The organism is Achromobacter pestifer (assembly GCF_902859625.1).
Taxonomy (GTDB): domain Bacteria; phylum Pseudomonadota; class Gammaproteobacteria; order Burkholderiales; family Burkholderiaceae_B; genus Achromobacter; species Achromobacter pestifer.
Genome location: NZ_CADIJX010000003.1, coordinates 603,289 through 622,784, shown reverse-complemented (window position 1 = coordinate 622,784; position 19,496 = coordinate 603,289). Strand labels below are relative to the sequence as shown.

The following is a 19,496-nucleotide window of genomic DNA, read 5'->3' as shown; positions in this document are numbered from 1 at the left end:
CTGATCTCAGCGCATCCCGCGCGTGCAACCCGGCGGGGTGGCTAGACCGAATTCAGGCAGGCCAGGCGGCCACCGGCGTATCCGGATGCACCTTCATGATGCGGCAAGGCACTTGGACGAAGTTCGAGATCCAGGCCGCGGCCAGTTCCCCTTCATCGACCACATCGATGGTCTGCTCGCCCACCTTCATGCTGTAGCGCACGCTGTCGTCGTCTTCGATGACGTCCAGCGGAATATCCATGCGCAGCATGCCCGGCGCCTTCAGCACCAGATAGCCCAAGCGCAGTTCCACCGACACCTCGGCAAGCTTGGGGCACAGTTGACGGTTCAGCCACTGACCGGAATCATTGGCGATCAGCCACTGCCGGTGATAGGCCGCTGCGTTGGACTGCGGCGTGACACCGCATTCCGCGATCGGTTGGAAGGTATCGCCGCTCATTTTCCCAACAACCCTTTCAATGCCTTGTCCACGGCGGCGCCGTTCTTGCCCTTGCCCGTCACGGCTTCGCGCAGCTTGTTCTCCAGGCTGCGCTTGAGGATGCCGCCGATGGCGTCTTTCCACAGCAGCGTGTAGGACGGCTTGTCGAACGGCCCCTTCACATGCACGGGGATGGTCACGTCTTTCAGGTCGATCAGTTCCTTGCCTTCGGGGTCTGCCGCCGGATTGACGACGCGCGCACGCGCCACCAGATTCAGCTCGTTCTTCACGAAGTCAATGCTGGCAGGATCGCCTTGCGTCACGCGCAGCAACGGCGACACAACGTTCAGGCGCTTCACGGTGGCCACGCCTTTGGTAAAGGCCAGATCGGCGTCCATCTCCGAGAATTCCGTCTGCTTGCTGGTGTCGGCCGGCACGGTCTCGTCCTGCGACTCCGGCTTGAACGCGGCCTTCAATTCGCGCAGCGTTTGCGTCAGGTTGATGCCCTTGACCGCACCATCGCGCAAGCGCAACTGCAAGGTGCCGCCCAGACCGCTCTTCATGGCATAGGCATTGGCGCCTGCGGTCTTCAAGTCCAAGGCCAGGCTGCCCGTGCCGCTCAGCACGTTCTGATTCGCCAGATCCATCAGCAACGGTTCAATCGTGATTCCGGCCAGGGACATCTTGGTGGCCAATTGATTACCTTGCGCAGCATCCACCGACATCGCGCCGGCCAGCTTGCCGCCGTACAGGCCGGCCGTCAGGCTGGAGATTTCCAGCTTGCCCTTGTCCAGTTTGACCACGGCAGCCACGTCATCGGCTTTCAGGCCACGCACGACCAGTTTGCCAACCTTCAGCGTGCCGTTGACGCTAGGGCCCACCAACGCGGACAGGTCGATCGAATCATCCACAGGCGCGGCCGGCGCTGCGGGTTGCGCAGGCTTGCTCTCGTCTTTCTTGCCATCAGCCGGCGGCTTGGCCGCCACCACCACCGGGGGCACCAGCTTGTCCAGATCCAGGATGTCCACGGCCAAGGCGAAATTCACCATCGGCGTCTGGGACAACTTGGTGATGTCGGCGCTCAGGTCGAATTTGCCGCCTTCCAGCACCGCGTTGATCTTGCTGCTGGCTTGGTCTTTCAGCAAATCCACTGTCAGGCTGCCGATCACGGGAATCTGCAAATTGCCCTTGGGCAGCCCTGGATCGGTGATGTTCACGTCGCCGCGCAATCCGGACAGGCCGCCACTGCGTTGCAGCAGATTCAAGGTCAAGGGCGAAGCGAAGTTCAGCTTGACCACTCGTTCGCCATTCTTGGACGTGCTGTCCACCTTGGCTTCCTTGATGTCCAGTTCGCCGGCATTGCCACTGATGCCGTTCAGGCCAAAGCTGGCATCCAGGCCGCTGATGCGCACCCGTCCGGTCAGGGCTTCGCCCGTTGCCGACGCGGGCGAAATATTCAGCGCGGGCGCGTCCACGGCAAACTCAAACGGGCCGTCTGGCGACCCGCCCTTGGCGCGCACGGCCAGCTTTTCAATCTGAAGCTGGCTCTTGTGCGGATCGATCGCGAGCTTGGGCATGGCCACGCTGGCTTCCACATTGGTGGCGCGCGCGGCGGGGTCCGTGATGTCGCCCTGGAAAACCACTTCCAGGCCCGACACGTCCAGCGCCGACTTCTGCCCGTTGAAGGCCAGATTGCCGCGCATGGCCAGGCTCTTGGCTTCCGCGCCAGGCAGCTTGCCATCCATGCGCAAGTCCAACTTCTGGGCCGCGTAGCGCTTGGCCGACGGATCCAGCGTCAGCAAGGCCTGACCGGTCAGGTTGGCGTCGACGCGCGGATTGCCGCCCTCGACGCGGGCAGTCATGCGCACATCGAACGGCTGGTTGAATGTGACGCGGCCCGTATTGGCGTTGATCTTCGTGACGGCAACCGCCATGCCCGAGATCTCGTCCTGCAACTGCACTTCGCCGTCCTTCAGGTCCAGGCCGGCGATGTCGATCTGCATGTTGTTGCGCGATGGCGGCAGCGTGCCACTGGTGATGGCCTGGGCTGCGGTCTGAGCCGCGCCCACGATCGCTTCGGCCGGATTCGCCGGTGCAGTCGTAATCGCCGGCGTGCCGCCCACGAGGTTGCTGAAGTTGAACTGGCCGTCCTTGCCCCGCACCACGCGCGCCTTGAGGCCGCTGATGGCCACGTGGTCGACCACGAAGCTGTTGGACAGCAACGGCCACACCGCAACCGCCAGGCGCGTGCTTTCGATGGAAGCGAACGTGTCCGGGCTATTGGGCTCGGACAGGGACACGCCCTGCACCGACAAGCCGATGCGCGGAAAGAGCGATAGCTCGATCTCGCCGTCGATCGTGAGTGTCCGGTGATAGCGTTCCTGGACAAGCTCTTCCAGCTTGTACTTGTACGCGTTGGGGTCGAATGTCAGCAAGAAGATGGCCAGGCCAACGACGGCCACGACAACCAACACCACCAGGCCTATCAAAATGCGCTTGAACCACGTTTTCATTGCCGCCCCGTCGGTACCTCGACTGGAAATCCTTGAATACCGCCCGCCGCGCCAAGCGCGGGGATGGTGCTATAGCGGTGGAAACCACACGCCAATTGGAGCTGTGTGCCTTTTTGGACGAGTCCTCACTCCTGCCGAAAGCCTGCGGCTGCGGCGCCAGGAAAGAGGGTCAAACCAAGGAAGGCCTGCTGAAGACGCCGGCATGGCCAGCGTGCAGATTCCGCTATCGTAACAAATCGGGCCGGCTTCGCGCTGCCCTAAGCGGCCACGATGCCAAAACCCGAGCGATTCGCCCGTGCCGCACGCCCCGATGAGGCCGTGAAGCTGACGATTTTCTGTCTGGCGGATTGTAGGACTAGAATAATTGATCTATCAATCATTGATGTGTCCAACAATGCCCGCCCCCACCCCCAGCACCCCGCATTCGCCCGGCCAGGTGCTTCCTTTCCGGCAAACCCTGCTTGCCATGCTGGGCATGTGCTTCGTCATGATGATGGTCGCTATCGACCAGACGGTGGTGGGCACCGCGCTGCCGACCATTGTGGCCGAACTCAAGGGCTTCGAACTGTATGCATGGGTTGCGACGTCTTACTTGCTGACCTCGGTCATCACCGTGCCGATCTTCGGACGGTTGGGCGATTACTACGGACGCAAGCCCTTCGTGGTGGCGGCGATCATCCTGTTCACGCTGGCCTCGGTGTTGTGCGGGGCCGCCGACAGCATGTTCACGCTGGTGTTGGCGCGCGCCTTGCAAGGCGTCGGCGGCGGCATGCTGGTGGGCACGGCCTTCGCCTCGATCCCCGACCTGTTCCCCGACCCCCACGTGCGGTTGCGCTGGCAGGTCATGCTCAGTTCCGCGTTCGGCATCGCCAACGCGGTCGGCCCGACCTTGGGCGGCGCCTTGACCGAGCACTATGGCTGGCGTTCGGTGTTCTATGTGAACCTGCCCATCGGCATCCTGGGCCTGTGGTTCGTGGCACGCTATCTGCCGCACCTGCGCAACCACACGGAAGGCAAGGTGCGGCTGGACTGGCAAGGCGCGGTGCTGGTCGCGCTGGCACTGGGCAGCCTGCAATTGCTGGTCGAACTCTTGCCCAAAGAGGGCCTCAGCACACCAATCGTGCTGCTGGCGGTAGGCAGCGTCGCTGCCTTCGCGTTGCTGTACTGGTGGGAAAAGCGCTGCCCGCACCCGCTGCTGCCATTGGACATGTTCCGCAATCGCGGCCTGGCCACGCTTTTCACGCTGGCGCTGCTGGTGGGCGTGACGATGTATTCGCTGCTGTTCTATGCCCCCCTGCTGCTGCAAGGCGGCTTTGGCCTGTCGCCCCAGGATGCCGGCCTGCTGATCACGCCCATGGTCGTGTTCATCACGGTGGGCAGCATCATCAATGGTCGCGTCATCACGCGCATTCGAAATCCCAACCGGATGCTCTACGCCGGTTTCCTGCTGATGGCCTTCTCCTGTTTGGGTATTGTTACCACCCATAGCTATACGTCACATGCGCTGATCGCCGCCTACATGCTGATGGCCGGCCTGGGCATGGGCTTCATCATGCCCAACCTGACCGTCTTCGCGCAGCAGACCGCGGGGCGCACGCACCTGGGCATTGCCACGGCGCTGCTGCAATCGCTGCGCATGATCGGCGGCATGCTGGGCACGGCGGTCGTTGGAACCATGGTCAGCCACAGCTATTTCAATGGCGTTGAATCCACCTTGCGCGGCGCTTCGGCGCAATGGTTGCCAGAGCTGAACGATCCGCAGATGCTGGTCAATCCGGCGGCGCAGACGCAGTTCCTGGCACAATTGGCGCATCAAGGCCAGGACGGAACGTCGTTGATCGAGATCGCGCGCGTCGCGCTGGTGGGCGCCATCCACGAAGGGCAGCTCATCGCACTGGCCGTCGCCATCTTCGCGCTGTGGTGCGTGCGGCGCGTGCCCCTGGTGCAATTGGCCCGGCCTCCGAAAACGGAGCCCGCTGGCGTCGGAGAGTAGCTTTTGCCCAAACAACAACAAGGCCTGCAAGTCGTCCAACACATGGGGCAGACGTACCGCCTGATGCAAAGCGCGTTCAGCAGCAAGGTCGGTCACGCCCTGCCCCGCTGGCGCATTCTGCTGGCGCTGCATGAATGCGGGCAATGCTCGCAAAAGCACCTGGCGGAACGCTGCCGGCTGGATCCCGCCTCGCTCACGCGCCAGTTGCAGGCCATGCAGAAACTGGGATGGATATCCCGCGCGACCGACGCGCAGGACAATCGCCTGACCAACGCCAGCCTGACGCCGGCCGGACAAGCCGTGGTGAACGAAGCCCTGCCCAAGCGCGCGGCCTTCTTCGACGAATCGCTCAAGGGCCTTTCAGGCACGGATATCGACACCTTGAATCGCGTACTGAGCGTGCTGGAAGAGAACTTCCTGCGTGCGGCAGGCAGCAAGGCCGCGTAGCCTGCCTGCCGAATGGCGCGTGCCACGCGGACATCAAGCCGCGGAGGCGCGCTGCCAATCGCTGCGATGCTGTTCGATGTGTTCGCGCAGATGCTCCACCAGTGTCCGCGTGGCCATCGACGGAAAACGATTCGGAGCAGTCAGCAAATAGATGGCGTTGCCCACGCCTTCCGGCTCCAGCTCGGGCAGAACCTCGACCAGTTCACCATCGCGCAGCTGGCTCCATACCGCGTAGCGCGGCAACAGCGCCACGCCCAGCCCGGCCAGTACGGCATCGCGCAAGAAGGGGTAGTCGCCGGACTGCAACCTCGGCGCCACGCGCAGCAGCAAGGGGTCGCCGTCTTCGCGCTTGCAGCGCAGATCAAAGCGCCGGCCCAGCGATTGCGGCGCAATCAACGAACAGCGGCCCAACTGCTCCAACGTCGTCACTTGCCCCTGGTCGCGCAGGAACGCCGGCGTCGCACACAAGCACCATTGCACGTCGCAAATGCGACGCGCCACATGGTCTTCTGGCGGTGCGGAAGTGATCTTCAGGGCCATGTCGACCTCGGCCGACACCAAATCGCCGATGGCGTCGTTGATGTGGACACGTAGTGAAATATCGGGATAGCGGCGGGTGAAGTCGAGCAGCACAGGCGCAAGGTAGAGATGACCCAGCCCCGTCGGCAGGCGTATCCGGACGTCGCCGCGCACGGTGCCGTCCAGGCTATGGATGGAGGCTTGCGCAGTGCGCATCTCATCGAGCAGCCGCACGCCGTGCTGGTACAGCAATTGCCCCGCCTGAGTCAGTTCCACATGCCGGGTGGTCCGGCGCAAAAGCTGCGAGCCCATCGCCAGCTCCAGCCGTTTCAGACGGTGGGACATGTTTGAACGGGTCATGCCGCAGCGTTCAGCGGCCGCGCTCAGATTGCGCGATTCCACCATCGCAACGAACAGCCTGACCAAGTTCAGGTCCAGCTCTTTGTCAATCATTGTTCACCATTAAAGGAACAACTGCATGGATTGTCCACCAGACGAGCCGAGTCTACCATCGGCTTGTCAATGTCCTGCCGATGGATGCCATGAACCCTGCTGTTGCCGCCGATTTGGCCTGCGGTCCCTTTTCCGGTTTGCGCGTGCTGGATATCAGCCAGGGCATCGCGGGCCCGTATTGCGCACAAATGCTGTGGCAGCAAGGCGCCGAAGTCATCAAGGTGGAACCGCCTGCGGGCGACTGGGGCCGCCATGTCGGCACATTGAGCGGCACGCACAGCGCGCTATCCGTGGCCTATAACGTCGGCAAACGCGGCGTGTGTCTTGACGCGCGGCACCCCGAGGGGAAAAAGGCGCTGCGCCGCCTTGCCGGAAGCGCCGACGTGCTGATCCAGAACTTCCGGCCCGGCGTTGCCGAACGCATGGGCGTGGGCTACGCGGAGGTGGCGCAGGATGCGCCGGGCATGATCTATGTATCGATCAGCGGCTACGGGCAGGACGGCCCCTATGCCGACGCGCCCGCTTCGGATTCGGTGATGCAAGCCGACAGCGGCCTCATGTATGCCAATCAGGACGCTGCCGGAACGCCGCGCCGCATGGGCATGTTGATGGCAGATATCGGCACCGCCCTGTATGCCGCACAGGCCGCCACGGCTGCGCTGTACCGGCAAGCCAGGACCGGCCTCGGCAGCCATGTCCAACTGAGCCTGTTCCAGGCCTGCGCCGCGCTCCAGGTGAACGACATCCTGGCCCACGGCATGGCAGGCGCGCGTCGCGCCGGCCCCGTCAGCGCCCCCAATGGCGTGTTCGACACGGCGGACGGCCGCCTATCGGTCCTGGCCCTGAACAATGAGCAGTTCGCCCGGTTGTGCCGCGCGCTGGAACGGCCCGAATGGCTACAGAACCCCGCGTACGCGGACAATGCCGCACGCATGGCGCGACGCGACGAACTGCACGAACACATCGCCGCACAGTTGGCAGCCCAGCCTTCCGCACACTGGGTCGAACGGCTGGCGCGCGAAGAAGTCCTGCATGCAAGGGTGCGCGACTACGACGAGTTGGCGACGCATGCTCAGGCTGCGCACGTGCAACTGCTCCAGACGCTGGACCAGCCCGGCGTGGGCTCGCTGCCCTACGCCCCAATACCCGGCCTGACACAGCGGCGGCCATTGACGCCGGCGCCAACGATCGGCCAGCACTCTACCCAGGTGCTGCGGGATTGGGGATGGAGCCCGGCTGACATCCAGGCACTGATGACGACGGGCGCCCTGTTGCAGGACGCCACACAACCGGAGCAGGCATGATGCGCGCCCTGCTTTGCGAAAAATTCGGCCCGGTGCAGGACGTGGCGGTGCGCGATGCACCCGATGCCCGCCCGCCAGGTCCATCCGACATCACGGTCGAGGTGCAATACGCCAGCGTCAGCCACGCCACCAAACTGCTGATCGAAGGCCGATACCAAACCCGCCCTCCCATGCCGTTCGTGCCAGGAACCGAAGCCGTTGGCCGTGTGCTGGCCTGCGGCAGCGCGGTCACACGGCTACGCCCCGGCGACACCGTGGTGGCGCTGGCGCGCTGGGGCTGCTATGCGGAACGGCTGACATTGCCCGAGTACACGGCCTACGCGGTGCCGGATGGCTTGGACCCGTTGCTCGCGCTGCCCGTACCCATCTCCTATGGCACGGCCTACTGCGGTCTGTTGTGGCGCGCGGCCATGCAGCCGGGCGAGACCGTGCTGGTGCTGGGCGCAGGTTCCGGCGTGGGCCTGGCCGCAGTGGAACTCGCCGCCCTGCTGGGCGCTCGGGTCATCGCCTGCGCCAGCACCGAGGCCAAGCGGCAGGCCGCGCTGGCGGCAGGCGCCAGCCACGCCATGCAGGCAGACGCCGACATGCCCGCAGCGGTCAAGACACTGACCGAGGGCCGTGGCGCCGACATCGTGTTCGATCCGGTGGGAGGCTCCGCATTCGACTACGGCGTGCGCGCGGCAGCCGCGAATGCACGCATGCTGTCGGTGGGCTTCGCCAGCGGCAGCGTGCCGCAAGCGCCGCTGAATCTGCTACTGGTCAAGAATATTGCATTGCATGGATTCTTCTTCGGACGCTACATCGGCTGGACTCCCGCCGACGAGCGCGTGACCCATGCGCCCGCCATGCAGCGGGCCATGGCGACCCTGTTTGAATGGGCGCGCGGCAAGCGCATCCATCCCGCAGTAACGGCGATCTATCCGATCGCCGAACTCGCCGCTGCGCTCGAAGCGCTGGAAAGCCGCCAGATCGTGGGCAAAGTGGCGCTCAAAATAAGACCGGAGACTAGCCCATGCCATCCCACCTCGCTCCTTGCGACGCCCCCCACCGACGCCCAGACCTGACATTGCGGCGCACTTGCAGCCGATTTGCCGCGCTGGCGCTGGCCTGCGCCAGCGTGACCGCCACGATGACGGCCGCCGCTGCGGACGCCTACCCCAGCCGTCCGATCACGATGGTGGTGCCGTATCCGCCTGGCGGCCCCACCGACATCGTGTCGCGACTCGTGGCGGCCGAAATGTCCAAGACCATCGGCCAGAACATCATCGTCGACAACCGACCTGGCGCCAGCGGCATGATCGGCGCCGATCTGGTGGCGCGCGCCGCACCCGATGGCTACACGTTCCTGGCCAACGCTTCGCTACACGTCATCAACCCGTACATCTACCGATCCATGCGTTACGACGCATTCAAGGATTTCACGCCGATCACGCAGTTGGCGGACGTGCCGCTGGTGCTGGTGGTGCCACAGTCCAGTCCGGCGAAGACCGTGCAGGACCTGGTGGCGCTCGGCAAGACCCAGCCACTCAACTTCGGTTCGGCCGGTAGCGCCTCGGCGCAGCAGCTGGCGGGTGAATCGTTCAAGACACGCACCGGGCAACCGATGCAGCACGTGCCCTACAAAGGAAGCGCGCCCGCGCTGACCGATCTGGTGGGCGGGCAAATCCAACTCATGTTCGACTCCATGCCCTCGGCCACCCCATTCATCAAGTCGGGCAAGCTGCGGGCGCTGGCAGTCACGGTGCCGCAGCGGGTGGCTGAGCTGCCGGACGTACCCACCATGGCCGAATCAGGTTTCCCCGGCTTCGATATCAGCACGTGGTACGGCCTGTGGGCGCCCAAGGGCACACCACCCGCCATCACGGCCAAACTGGCCGAGCATGCGGCGCTTGCACTCAAGCAGCCAAACGTGATCAGCCAGTACGCGGGCCTGGGCGCCAAGCCGGTGGGGTCGAGTCCAGCGGACTTCGCGCGATTCAATTTGTCTGAAGGCCAGAAGTGGCGCGAGATCGTCACGGCAGCCGGCATCGTGCCGCAGTAGCGCGGCACCGGGATCGGCCGGAGCACAGAGGCTTGCAAGTGCCTGGCAGTCAGGTACCCACTCTGGTTCAGACTCAGGCCGTCTTCAACTCGTAGCTGGTACTGCGGCCGCCCGCCCCCGAGCGTTGCAACACACCAAGCTCAACCAGCTGGTTGATGTCGCGTAGCGCGGTGTCGGGCGAGCACTTGGCAAGTGCTGCCCATTTGCTGCTGGTCAGCTTGCCGTCAAAGCCATCGAGCAAACGATTAAGCACCTTCACCTGCCTGTCGTTCAACGAGGCGCCCGACACGCGCTGCCAGAATCGCGCCTTGCCCAGCACGGCATCCAGCGTGTGATGGGCATGGGACACGGCTTCATCCAGCATACGCAGAAACCACAGCAGCCATTCCGTCACGTCCAGCGTGCCTTTTTGCGTGCGTTCCAAGATGTCGTAGTAGTGCTTTCGTTCACGCTGAAGCTGTGCCGACAGGCTGTAGAAGCGCTGTGGGCTGCCATCTGCGCGCGCCAGCAGCAGATCGCCGATGGCGCGCGCAATGCGGCCGTTGCCATCATCGAAAGGATGCAAGGTCACGAACCACAGATGGCCCAGCCCCGCGCGGATCAGTGCAGGCTCTGGTGAGTCTGACGTGTTCACCCACGCAAGAAAGCGATCCAACTCAATGGGCAGACGTTCCGCAGCGGGCGCTTCGTAATGCACCTTCTGGCGCCCAATGGGACCGGAGACCACTTGCATCGGCCCATGGGCATCATCCCGCCAACTGCCGGTAGTGATTTTGCTCAGGCCGGAGTAGCCCGTTGGAAACAACGCGGCATGCCATCCAAACAGGCGCTCCACCGTAAGGGGCTGGGCGCTGTTGGCACTGGCATCAAGCACCATCTCCACAATCCCCTCCACATTGCGATCCACCGGCGCCAGAGAACCGATATCCACCCCAAGGCGGCGAGCGATGGAGGACCGCACCGAGGCGACGTTCAGGTGCTCACCTTCGATCTCGCTGGTTTTAAGCACGTCATCCGTCAGAGCGGCCAAACTAGCCTCATCGCGCAGACCCAAGCCAACGTCAGCAAGCCGCCCCAAGAGCAGCCCTTGCGCGCGGCTGACCCGAGCCAACGGCTCAGCCAATACGGCCAAGTCGTAGTGCCAGACAGGCCACTTGGGGGCTTGCCAGATGTAGAGGTAATCTCCGCTATTCATGCGGTGATTATGGGAGGAATTCGCCGCAACAGCAAGAACGCAACAAATTGGGCATTCAGCCGCCTAACCCCGCTTTCCGATGATCTGTCCCACCCACGCCAATCTGCCTTGATGCCGGCATGCCGATCACGCTTAAGGCAGCGTCGGATGCACCCGGTTCCTGCGCATCACCCATTCCCACAGATCGGAGAACAGCTTCGCTGAGACCAGGAAGACAACGAACGTGGCAGTCGCGAAGAGGGTGGGCCACTGCTGCGCCAAAGAGAACTCCGACAGCAGCCTCAGCAATAGATGGCCCTCGGCCGCGATAAGGGGCGTGCCGATGATCCATCCGGCGATGATCCATCGATCACGGCGCTGGAACACTTTGGCGAAATCGAGATGGTAAATGAGCCGCGCCACGTAGTAAGCCAACACAGCGCTGAGGAACACCAGGGCATACCCCGCCGGCGTGACGTCCTCGCTGACTCGCACTTGCGCCCAGTGTTGCAGTATGGGATCCCCGATCAGGAGCCACTGGCTCACTGCGGGATCGTAGTGAACGATCGGGATGATTCCCACGCTTCGCGCGAGCCAAGCCAGTCCGTGGAAGCAATACCAGGCAAAGAGGATTGATCCCGCCCCGGCCAACCAGAACCGCAGGCGCTCGAAACGTGCAGCCTTGATGGCTTGCCTCATGTCGCGACGGGTGACTGAAGGTGATTCACTGCCTCTCCTGCATATGCCTGCTGAAGGTGATTCACTGCCTCTCCTGCATGTGCCTGCCAGATGCACCTGGATTCATGGAGTGTATCGTGCACCAACGCAGCATCGCATTCACCCGCCGATATCATTCCCCGGGCAACAACCTACTGATGACTGATCCATCACCCACTGATTCCCCTCGTTCCGCGCCAGGCACGAAAGGCGCGGCACGACCCGTCCTGCCCAGGGCGACGGCATGGTCCCTCGCCCTGACGGCAGGTCTGGGCATGGCGGTACTGGTTTACGTGGTCAATTCCCTGCTTCCCTGGTCGCAGCCAGGCTGCGTCTATGGCGGTATGGGAGTGATGATGCTGTTGCCCTACCTGCTGATGGGTGCCGTCGTCAGCGTGGGCATCTCGTCCGTGGCCGTGTTCGCAGTTGCACTTCGGCTAGGACTGGGCGGCATCGCAGCAACCGTGTGTGTGTTGCTGGGCAGCGCCCTGGCGCTGGTTGGGTTCGTCATGGGTGCCATGACGTAGCGTGCCGGGTACGGCGGCACGTCGGTGCCGCCGCCTCGGTTCAAGCCCAGCCAGGTCGATCAGACGTTGAACAGGAAGTTCATCACATCGCCGTCCTGCACGATGTATTCCTTGCCTTCGGCGCGCATCTTGCCCGCTTCCTTGGCGCCCTGCTCGCCCTTGTACGTGATGAAGTCTTCGTAGGCGATGGTCTGCGCGCGGATGAAGCCGCGTTCAAAGTCGGTGTGGATAACGCCAGCGGCTTGCGGCGCGGTGGCGCCGATGGCCACCGTCCAGGCGCGCACTTCCTTCACGCCAGCGGTGAAGTAGGTTTGCAGGCCCAGCAGCTTGAAGGCAGCGCGGATCAGGCGGTTCAAACCCGGCTCTTCCATGCCCATGTCGGACAGGAAAGCTTGGCGGTCTGCGTCTTCCAGGTCCACGATTTCGGATTCGATGGCCGCGCAGATGGCGACGACCGGCGCGTTGCGGGCGGCGGCGAATTCGGTCAGGCGGTCCAGCAGCGGATTGTTGGTGAAACCATCATCGGCCACGTTGCCCACGTACATCGCGGGCTTGGCGGTGATGAAGCACAGTTGGGCGATGTCGGCCTTTTCTTCCGTCGTCAGGTCCAGCGCGCGGATCGGCTTGGCTTCGTTCAGCTGGGCGATGCACTTTTCCAGCACGGCCACGATGCGCTGCGATTCCTTGTCACCGGAACGGGCGGTCTTCTGATGGCGCAGCAAGGCCTTTTCGGCGGTTTGCATGTCGGCCAGCGCAAGCTCGGTCTCAATGACTTCGATGTCGGCGATAGGGTCGATCTTGCCGGCCACGTGGATCACGTTGGGATCCTCGAAGCAGCGCACGACGTTGACGATGGCATCGGTTTCGCGGATGTGCGACAGGAACTGGTTGCCCAGGCCTTCGCCCTTGCTCGCGCCCGCGACCAAGCCCGCGATGTCGACGAACTCGACCGTGGCGGACAGGATGCGTTCGGGCTTGACGATTTCAGCCAGCTTCTGCAAACGCGGATCCGGCACCTCGACCACACCGACGTTGGGTTCGATGGTGCAGAACGGGTAGTTCTCGGCGGCGATGCCGGCGCGGGTCAGAGCATTGAAAAGTGTCGATTTGCCAACGTTGGGCAGGCCGACGATGCCGCATTGCAGAGCCATGGGAATCCTGTGTAAGTACGGTATTGATCGTTAACGTTCTAGTTTACCCCGGCCAGGGCCAGGAGCACTTCTGGCGGCCCAGGGATGCGGCCCCGCTAATTGGCGGCGGTGGGCGCCCAGCGCATGACAGCCCAGATCATCAAAATGGGGCCGGCGTTGAACGTGGCATGCAGCAAGATGGCCGCGCCGATACCACGCCGCACGCGCATCCATCCCAGCACCAGCCCCGTCAGCCATTGCGGCAACACCAACAGCGGCATCAACCAGTACGGGGTCTTGCTGTAGACGAAGTTCGTCAGATGCACGGCAGCGAACGTCAGCGCCACCAGGTGGAACACCAAGCCAAAGTGCTTCAGGTAATAGCGCCGCCAGGTCGTGTCCCAGCCCTTCAGGGGCTCGGCACGCTGACGCGCGCCCCAGCATGCCAGAAGCACGAATGCCGCCAGCAACAATCCAGTCCAGACCTTCGGGCCATACAACACAACCGGCAGCAAGGCTGGAATCAGCCACAGCACCTGGCGGGGACGCCGCAACCCGTAGCGGAACAGCATTTCCTCGACCAGCGGCGCCCACAGCACGGCGGTCAGCCACGGTAGATTGGCGGGATCGATCCGGTGCGTGGCCCCGCCCATGCCGGCGGCCATCACGGCAACCGGCCCCAGCGCGAACAGATTCAGCATCCACAGCAGCCCGGCCCACGCCAACAAACGCCCCGGCCCGATGCCGGGCCACCAATCGGCCAATAGCGTGCTTCCGCCCGCACGCCCAGGCAGGCGCGAAACGGGATGCGGATGGCGGACAAAACGCCAGAAGTCCGCTATCTCGGTGCGAAAGCGCATTTTTCCGATTGATGTGGCGCGGGGCGTGTCCGTCATCCTGCGACGTTGCCGCTATGCAGTTGGCGAGTCGCCAGCGCGAAATCGCCGGCCAGCATCGCCGGCACGACGGCGCGGCAGCGGTCGATGACGGCTTCGATCTCTTTCTGTTCTTCGCGGCGCGGGGGATGCAGCACGAAGTCGGCCACTTGCTGGGCCAGGTTCAAGGTGCGCGGATGGCCGATGCCGATGCGCAGGCGCCAGAAGTTCGGGCTGCCCAACACCGCCTGGATATCCTTCAAGCCGTTGTGGCCGGCGTGGCCGCCGCCCTGCTTGAGCTTTACCTGGCCAGGCAACAGATCCAGTTCGTCATGCAGCACCAGCACCTGTTCAGGCTCCAACTTATAGAACCGCGCCAGCGCACCGACCGCTTGGCCGGACTTGTTCATGTAAGTGATGGGCTTGAGCAGCAACACGTTGTCCGCGCCCAGGCGCGACTTGGCCACCATGCCGAAAAAAGACTTCTCCAACGAAAAAGAAGTGCGCAGATCGTCCGCCAGATGGTCGGCCAGCCAGAAGCCGGCATTGTGTCGGGTAGTTTCGTAGTCAGGACCGGGATTACCCAATCCCACGATGAGGCGTATGGGAATAGACATGATGGAGGGTGTTTAAACCAAAAAACCCTGCGCATGCAAATGCACACGCAGGGTTTCGAGCATAAGCCGAGAGGAAAGCCCGTAGGCTTTCCGCCAAGACTTAGGCGGCCGGAGCGGCGGCTTCGGCTTCGTCGGCGGCAGCGCCACCCTTGACGACAGCGGCGGCCAGCAGCGGGTTGGCTTCAGCGCCGTGGGGGACGTACGTCACGCCCATGGGCAGCTTGATGTCGGCCAGGTGGATCGAAGCGCCAGCCAGCATGTCGGTCAGGTCGACTTCGATGAACTGGGGCAGAGCCTTCGGCAGGCAGGTGATTTCCAGTTCGGTCGTCACGTGGCTGATGATGGCGCCCGACAGCTTCACGGCCGGCGAGATTTCAGCGTTCACAAAGTGCAGCGGCACCTTGGTACGCAGGGCTTGGTTGGCGTCCACGCGCTGGAAGTCGACGTGCAGGACTTGCGGCTTGTAGGCGTGCCATTGAACCGAACGCAGCAGAACTTGCTCTTCCTTGGCGCCTTCGAGCTGCATTTGCAGGATCGATGCGTGGAATTCTTCCTTGCGCAGGGCGTGGTAGATCTCGTTGTGGTCGAGTTCGATGTTCAACGGGGCAGCCGTTCCACCATAGACAATGGCGGGAACGCGGCCGGCGTGGCGCAGGCGGCGGCTCGCACTCGAACCCTGGACGCTACGCGCAGTGGCGGTAAATTTCATGGAAAACTCCAAAAACAATATGGCGAAGAGACTTCACCAGTTAGCGGCACGGCGCGCAAAATGCGCGCCGTGTTGATTGCGCCTTGCCGCGACCAGCAAGGTGCAAAAACGGGGTGGGCTGTGGTTCAGCTGACGCGCAAGGCGTCAGTCGACGAACAGCGAGCTGACCGATTCCGCGTTGGAAATACGCAGAATGGTCTCGCCCAGCAGCGCGGCGCACGACAGCTGGCGGATCTTGCCGCTGGCCTGGCCTTGCTCGGAGAGCGGGATGGTGTCGGTGACGACCAGTTCGTCCAGTTCCGACGCTTCAATGCGGTCAATGGCGCCGCCCGACAGCACGGGGTGCGTGCAATAGGCGTAAACGGCGCCGGCGCCGCGGTCCTTCAGAGCCTGAGCCGCCTTGCACAGCGTGCCGGCGGTGTCGACCATGTCGTCCATGATGATGCAGGTACGGCCATCGACTTCACCGATGATGTTCATCACTTCCGACACGTTGGCGCGCGGACGACGCTTGTCGATGATGGCCAGATCGGCTTCCAGCTGCTTGGCCAGCGCGCGGGCACGGACCACGCCGCCGATGTCCGGGGACACAACGACCAGGTTCGAGAAATTGCGGCGCCAGATGTCGCCCAGCAAGATCGGACCGGCGTAGATGTTATCCACGGGGATATCGAAGAAGCCCTGGATCTGGTCAGCGTGCAGGTCCATCGTCAGGACGCGGTCAACGCCAGCCACTTGCAACATGTTGGCCACGACCTTGGCCGAGATCGCAACGCGCGCCGAACGCGGGCGGCGGTCTTGGCGGGCGTAACCAAAATAGGGAATCGCGGCGGTGATGCGGCCAGCGGAAGCGCGGCGCAATGCATCAACCATGACCATGATTTCCATCAGGTTGTCATTGGTAGGGGCACAGGTGGGTTGCAGGACGAAGACGTCCTTGCCACGCACGTTCTCGTTGATTTCGACCATCACTTCGCCGTCCGAGAAGCGACCGACGGTCATCTTTCCCAGGGACATATCGAGGTGGTTGACTACGTCCACGGCCAGCCGAGTATTGGCCGTGCCCGTGAAGATCATGAAGCTATCGTTTGCCATGATGGAGATGCGATGGTCGTTTTAAGACACTAACGAGGTGATGCGGGGTGCTACGAAACACCAGCGGACCCGGAAAATAAAAAAGCTGCTGAACCCGGGCCAGTGTCTTACAGGCGTGTTCAACAGCTTTTTTATGTATTCGGTTGGCTGGGGAGGAAGGATTCGAACCTTCGCATGCCGGAATCAAAATCCGGTGCCTTAACCAGCTTGGCGACTCCCCAACTATCTTGCAATCCAATTCCGCAAAGGATGTTCAGTTAAACCAGTACATGCCTGCACTAACCGAAACCCTGGATGCGTTGTGCTGAATGTTTTATCAGCGCCGCGCATTATAGCGGTTATTTCTGCTTTTGCCAAAACGGCTTCGGTAAGTTCGGAAAACTCGGCGAATAAACACGCGCCTGATCCCGACATGCGAACAAGTATGCCCTGTTCACTAAGCCACTGCGATGCCCTGAGAACCTCAGGATATAGACGGTGAACTACCGGCTCCAGATCATTTTTCCCGAAGGAAGAATTAGGCGAAGCAAGAAAGTCCGCTATTGTGATGTAAGAAGAATCCCTTGTCAAATCGGGTGCGGAAAATATTCCAACAGTCGGCACGCTGGTATCCGGTTGCGCCACGAGATAAGCGCGATCCGGCAGGGTCACGGCGGTGAGATCCTCGCCCACGCCTTCCGCGAATGCCGATTGCCCGAACACGAATACCGGGACGTCCGCGCCCAGCGGCAAGGCCAGCGCCATGAGTTCGCGCCGCGTCAGGCCCGTCCCCCACAGTTTGTTCAGCGCGATCAGCACCGTCGCAGCATCGCTGGAGCCGCCGCCCAGGCCGCCGCCCTGCGGAATCCGCTTTTCCAGGGCAATCTGCGCGCCCTGGCGCGTGCCAGTGGCGCGTTGCAGCGCATGGGCCGCGCGCAAGGTCAGATCATCCGCTTCGGATACGCCCGGCAAATCCGTGGCGCGACTGATGATGCCGTCGGTTCGCACATCGAAATGCAACGTGTCGCAAAGATCGATGAAACGGAAGACCGTTTGCAGCAGGTGATAGCCGTCAGCGCGACGGCCCACCACATGCAGGAACAGGTTCAGCTTGGCTGGCGCGGGAACATCGTACAAAGTCACAGAAGACAACCGGTGCGGGACAAGCCCACATTCTAGCCACGCACCGGCCGATCCGCGTTCGCTCAGGCCAGTTGCGGCGTGCCTGCACCCGCCAGGCGCGCGGCGGGCGCATCGATCACCTGTCCGCCAGGCAGCTTGAAGACCGACACGGCGCCCGCCAATTGCCGGGCCTGCTCCTCCAGCGCGCCGGCCGCCGCCGCAGCCTCTTCGACCAATGCAGCATTCTGCTGCGTCACGCTGTCCATCTGCGACACGGCGCGGTTGACCTGATCGATGCCGTTGGCCTGCTCTTCGGATGCCGAGGATATTTCTCCCATCAGGCTGGTCACGCGCTGCACCGACTCCACGATTTCGCGCATGGTGGCGCCCGCGTTCTCGACCTGGCCCGCCCCCATGCCAACCTTCTGCGCGGAATCCTCGATCAACTCCTTGATTTCCTTGGCCGCGGCCGCACTGCGCTGAGCCAAGGTCCGCACCTCACTGGCCACCACCGCAAAGCCCTTGCCTTGCTCGCCCGCACGCGCGGCTTCCACCGCGGCGTTCAACGCCAGGATGTTGGTCTGGAATGCAATGCCATCGATCACGCCGACGATGTCGGCGATACGCGAGGAACTGCCGGAAATGGCGTGCATGGTCTCGACCACGCTGGCCACGGCCTGTCCGCCACGCTGCGCCACGGCGGCGGATGCCGCGACCATGCGGTTGGCCTCGCACGCGGTGTCGGCGTTTTGCTTCACGGTGGACGCCAACTCTTCCATGCTGGCCGCCGTCTCTTCCAGGGACGCAGCCTGCTGCTCCGTGCGGCTGGACAGGTCAGTATTGCCCGACGAGATTTCGCGTGCGCCCACATTGATCTCGTCCACGCCACGACGCACGGCGGACACCGTGCGCACCAGGCTGTCCTGCATGGCCTTCAACGCGGCCAGCAACGCACCAACCTCATTCGTGCCCCGATCCGCCACGCGGCGGGTCAAGTCACCGTCGGCGATACGGCGAAAGATCTCGCCGGCCTCCAGTAACGGCCGCACGATCATGCGGCGGATCAACACCTGGGCGCCCACGGCCATCACCAGGCCCAACGCCAGAATGCCGGCCAACAGCGACGTGAACAGCGTGTGGAACAGGGAAATCTCGTTCATGGCACCGTGCCCTGCCTCTTCAGCGCGAACCATGAAGGCATCGCGCTCGCTGACCAGCAGTTCTTGCACTTGCTGGGTGCCCTGCTTGAAATAGCTTTCCATGTCGCCTGCCTCGAGCACGCGGCCCACGCTTTGCAGATTGGCGCTGAAATTGTTGTAGGCCTGGATCAGATCCGCCGACGCGGCCTTTTCCTCGGCCGACAGGCCATTGGCAAAGCCCTGGAAGGCGCGGTCACCAGAGGCGATGCGCTGGCGTGCCAGCCGCAGCGCGGTCGTATCGCTGGTGTTGCCTTGGGCGACGCGCGTGGCATAGCGGCTCAGATCGGTACGAGCCGCCACCAACGACAGCGCGGCGGTGTTGACGGCGTTGACCTGCTGCGCGGAAAGGCGGTAGAGCTGGGCAACGTCCAGGTTGGTCTGGCGCAGCGCGGCAAACCCCATGCCGCCCACCAGCAGTTGGAACGTGAAAAATATCGCGATGATTCCCAATAGCATCGTCGCGATGCGCGTGTTCCTGAACATAGGCTTTCTCCATAAAGACGGCGACCGGGTGTAGCCGCCGCCACAGTCGCGGTTCGCGCGTAGCAATGCCCCGCGCGGGCATGAGGAGAATTATTCAGTCTGGCCTGATTATTTCAAGCCGTAACAGCGCCGCCTTTGCCTTGCTTATCCGCCCGATTGCGAAACACCGGACGTGATAGGC

The 19,496-nt window shown here is 63.1% G+C and carries 18 protein-coding genes and 1 tRNA gene; 6 read left to right on the top strand and 13 right to left on the bottom strand.

Features of this window, described 5'->3' with window-relative positions:
• Positions 1–52: 52 nt before the first annotated feature.
• Entirely contained in the window at positions 53–439 is a 387-nt protein-coding gene (locus HV753_RS14405) for an MOSC N-terminal beta barrel domain-containing protein (protein ID WP_175175161.1), read from the bottom strand.
• The gene (locus tag HV753_RS14400; RefSeq protein WP_175175160.1) at positions 436–2,931 is read right to left on the bottom strand and encodes an AsmA family protein; all 2,496 of its coding nucleotides are present in this window, start codon (positions 2,929–2,931) and stop codon (positions 436–438) included. Before HV753_RS14400 ends, HV753_RS14405 begins: the two co-directional genes overlap by 4 nt.
• A 394-nt stretch (positions 2,932–3,325) precedes the next feature.
• Between HV753_RS14400 and HV753_RS14395 the strand changes: the two genes are divergently transcribed.
• Both HV753_RS14395 and HV753_RS14390 read left to right on the top strand, forming a co-directional pair.
• Entirely contained in the window at positions 3,326–4,924 is a 1,599-nt protein-coding gene (locus HV753_RS14395) for an MDR family MFS transporter (RefSeq protein ID WP_175175159.1), read from the top strand.
• 3 nt (positions 4,925–4,927) lie between these two features.
• Complete coding sequence (locus tag HV753_RS14390; protein ID WP_175175158.1) at positions 4,928–5,371, top strand: MarR family winged helix-turn-helix transcriptional regulator; 444 nt, start codon at positions 4,928–4,930, stop codon at positions 5,369–5,371.
• Between the two features lie 33 nt (positions 5,372–5,404).
• Here HV753_RS14390 and HV753_RS14385 read toward each other — a convergent pair whose 3' ends face one another.
• A complete protein-coding gene (locus tag HV753_RS14385; RefSeq protein ID WP_175175157.1) occupies positions 5,405–6,343 on the bottom strand; it encodes a LysR family transcriptional regulator in 939 nt (312 codons plus the stop codon).
• 89 nt (positions 6,344–6,432) lie between these two features.
• Between HV753_RS14385 and HV753_RS14380 the strand changes: the two genes are divergently transcribed.
• Genes HV753_RS14380 through HV753_RS14370 form a run of 3 tightly spaced genes read left to right on the top strand, consistent with a single transcriptional unit; the run spans position 6,433 to position 9,688 of the window.
• A complete protein-coding gene (locus tag HV753_RS14380) occupies positions 6,433–7,647 on the top strand; it encodes a CaiB/BaiF CoA transferase family protein (RefSeq protein WP_175175156.1) in 1,215 nt (404 codons plus the stop codon).
• On the top strand, positions 7,647–8,711 hold the full coding sequence (locus HV753_RS14375; protein WP_175175453.1) for a zinc-binding dehydrogenase: 1,065 nt from the start codon (positions 7,647–7,649) through the stop codon (positions 8,709–8,711). Before HV753_RS14380 ends, HV753_RS14375 begins: the two co-directional genes overlap by 1 nt.
• The gene (locus HV753_RS14370) at positions 8,660–9,688 is read left to right on the top strand and encodes a Bug family tripartite tricarboxylate transporter substrate binding protein (RefSeq protein WP_425485894.1); all 1,029 of its coding nucleotides are present in this window, start codon (positions 8,660–8,662) and stop codon (positions 9,686–9,688) included. Before HV753_RS14375 ends, HV753_RS14370 begins: the two co-directional genes overlap by 52 nt.
• A gap of 73 nt (positions 9,689–9,761) precedes the next feature.
• On the opposite strand, the gene HV753_RS14365 is transcribed toward HV753_RS14370, so the two are convergent.
• Complete coding sequence (locus tag HV753_RS14365; protein WP_175175155.1) at positions 9,762–10,883, bottom strand: Fic family protein; 1,122 nt, start codon at positions 10,881–10,883, stop codon at positions 9,762–9,764.
• A gap of 132 nt (positions 10,884–11,015) precedes the next feature.
• A complete protein-coding gene (locus tag HV753_RS14360) occupies positions 11,016–11,561 on the bottom strand; it encodes a hypothetical protein (protein ID WP_175175154.1) in 546 nt (181 codons plus the stop codon).
• Positions 11,562–11,737: 176 nt separating this feature from the next.
• Here HV753_RS14360 and HV753_RS14355 point away from each other — a divergent pair, with 176 nt between their 5' ends.
• Positions 11,738–12,106: a hypothetical protein gene (locus tag HV753_RS14355; RefSeq protein ID WP_175175153.1), complete on the top strand. Its 369-nt coding sequence runs from the start codon at positions 11,738–11,740 to the stop codon at positions 12,104–12,106.
• Positions 12,107–12,165: 59 nt separating this feature from the next.
• On the opposite strand, the gene ychF is transcribed toward HV753_RS14355, so the two are convergent.
• The 8 genes from ychF to HV753_RS14315 form a co-directional block, all read right to left on the bottom strand.
• Positions 12,166–13,257 (bottom strand): redox-regulated ATPase YchF, encoded by a 1,092-nt coding sequence (gene ychF, locus HV753_RS14350; protein ID WP_175175152.1) that lies wholly within the window; start codon positions 13,255–13,257, stop codon positions 12,166–12,168.
• Between the two features lie 95 nt (positions 13,258–13,352).
• Positions 13,353–14,132 (bottom strand): CPBP family glutamic-type intramembrane protease, encoded by a 780-nt coding sequence (locus tag HV753_RS14345; RefSeq protein WP_175175151.1) that lies wholly within the window; start codon positions 14,130–14,132, stop codon positions 13,353–13,355.
• Positions 14,129–14,728 carry an aminoacyl-tRNA hydrolase gene (pth, locus tag HV753_RS14340; protein ID WP_175175150.1) on the bottom strand — a complete coding sequence of 200 codons (600 nt, stop codon included), beginning with the start codon at positions 14,726–14,728 and terminating at the stop codon, positions 14,129–14,131. The genes HV753_RS14345 and pth overlap by 4 nt, the downstream gene beginning before the upstream one ends.
• Before the next feature lie 100 nt (positions 14,729–14,828).
• On the bottom strand, positions 14,829–15,437 hold the full coding sequence (locus HV753_RS14335) for a 50S ribosomal protein L25/general stress protein Ctc (RefSeq protein ID WP_175175149.1): 609 nt from the start codon (positions 15,435–15,437) through the stop codon (positions 14,829–14,831).
• A 144-nt stretch (positions 15,438–15,581) separates the two neighbouring features.
• Complete coding sequence (locus HV753_RS14330) at positions 15,582–16,532, bottom strand: ribose-phosphate pyrophosphokinase (RefSeq protein ID WP_006227587.1); 951 nt, start codon at positions 16,530–16,532, stop codon at positions 15,582–15,584.
• Between the two features lie 144 nt (positions 16,533–16,676).
• Positions 16,677–16,753 (bottom strand) — tRNA-Gln (locus HV753_RS14325).
• 1 nt (position 16,754) lies between these two features.
• A complete protein-coding gene (ispE, locus tag HV753_RS14320; protein ID WP_175175148.1) occupies positions 16,755–17,654 on the bottom strand; it encodes a 4-(cytidine 5'-diphospho)-2-C-methyl-D-erythritol kinase in 900 nt (299 codons plus the stop codon).
• 62 nt (positions 17,655–17,716) lie between these two features.
• The gene (locus HV753_RS14315) at positions 17,717–19,315 is read right to left on the bottom strand and encodes a methyl-accepting chemotaxis protein (protein ID WP_175175147.1); all 1,599 of its coding nucleotides are present in this window, start codon (positions 19,313–19,315) and stop codon (positions 17,717–17,719) included.
• Positions 19,316–19,496: the final 181 nt, after the last annotated feature.

What these genes read in the sequence shown, in the direction of transcription:
- HV753_RS14400 (WP_175175160.1), bottom strand. Translation starts at nt 2,931, where the DNA reads ATGAAAACGTGGTTCAAGCGCATTTTGATAGGCCTGGTGGTGTTGGTT.
- HV753_RS14360 (WP_175175154.1), bottom strand. Translation starts at nt 11,561, where the DNA reads ATGAGGCAAGCCATCAAGGCTGCACGTTTCGAGCGCCTGCGGTTCTGG.
- HV753_RS14380 (WP_175175156.1), top strand. Translation starts at nt 6,433, where the DNA reads ATGAACCCTGCTGTTGCCGCCGATTTGGCCTGCGGTCCCTTTTCCGGT.
- HV753_RS14355 (WP_175175153.1), top strand. Translation starts at nt 11,738, where the DNA reads ATGACTGATCCATCACCCACTGATTCCCCTCGTTCCGCGCCAGGCACG.
- HV753_RS14385 (WP_175175157.1), bottom strand. Translation starts at nt 6,343, where the DNA reads ATGATTGACAAAGAGCTGGACCTGAACTTGGTCAGGCTGTTCGTTGCG.
- HV753_RS14395 (WP_175175159.1), top strand. Translation starts at nt 3,326, where the DNA reads ATGCCCGCCCCCACCCCCAGCACCCCGCATTCGCCCGGCCAGGTGCTT.
- HV753_RS14345 (WP_175175151.1), bottom strand. Translation starts at nt 14,132, where the DNA reads ATGACGGACACGCCCCGCGCCACATCAATCGGAAAAATGCGCTTTCGC.
- HV753_RS14370 (WP_425485894.1), top strand. Translation starts at nt 8,660, where the DNA reads ATGCCATCCCACCTCGCTCCTTGCGACGCCCCCCACCGACGCCCAGAC.
- HV753_RS14315 (WP_175175147.1), bottom strand. Translation starts at nt 19,315, where the DNA reads ATGTTCAGGAACACGCGCATCGCGACGATGCTATTGGGAATCATCGCG.
- ychF (WP_175175152.1), bottom strand. Translation starts at nt 13,257, where the DNA reads ATGGCTCTGCAATGCGGCATCGTCGGCCTGCCCAACGTTGGCAAATCG.
- HV753_RS14335 (WP_175175149.1), bottom strand. Translation starts at nt 15,437, where the DNA reads ATGAAATTTACCGCCACTGCGCGTAGCGTCCAGGGTTCGAGTGCGAGC.
- HV753_RS14330 (WP_006227587.1), bottom strand. Translation starts at nt 16,532, where the DNA reads ATGGCAAACGATAGCTTCATGATCTTCACGGGCACGGCCAATACTCGG.
- HV753_RS14375 (WP_175175453.1), top strand. Translation starts at nt 7,647, where the DNA reads ATGCGCGCCCTGCTTTGCGAAAAATTCGGCCCGGTGCAGGACGTGGCG.
- pth (WP_175175150.1), bottom strand. Translation starts at nt 14,728, where the DNA reads ATGTCTATTCCCATACGCCTCATCGTGGGATTGGGTAATCCCGGTCCT.
- HV753_RS14365 (WP_175175155.1), bottom strand. Translation starts at nt 10,883, where the DNA reads ATGAATAGCGGAGATTACCTCTACATCTGGCAAGCCCCCAAGTGGCCT.
- HV753_RS14405 (WP_175175161.1), bottom strand. Translation starts at nt 439, where the DNA reads ATGAGCGGCGATACCTTCCAACCGATCGCGGAATGCGGTGTCACGCCG.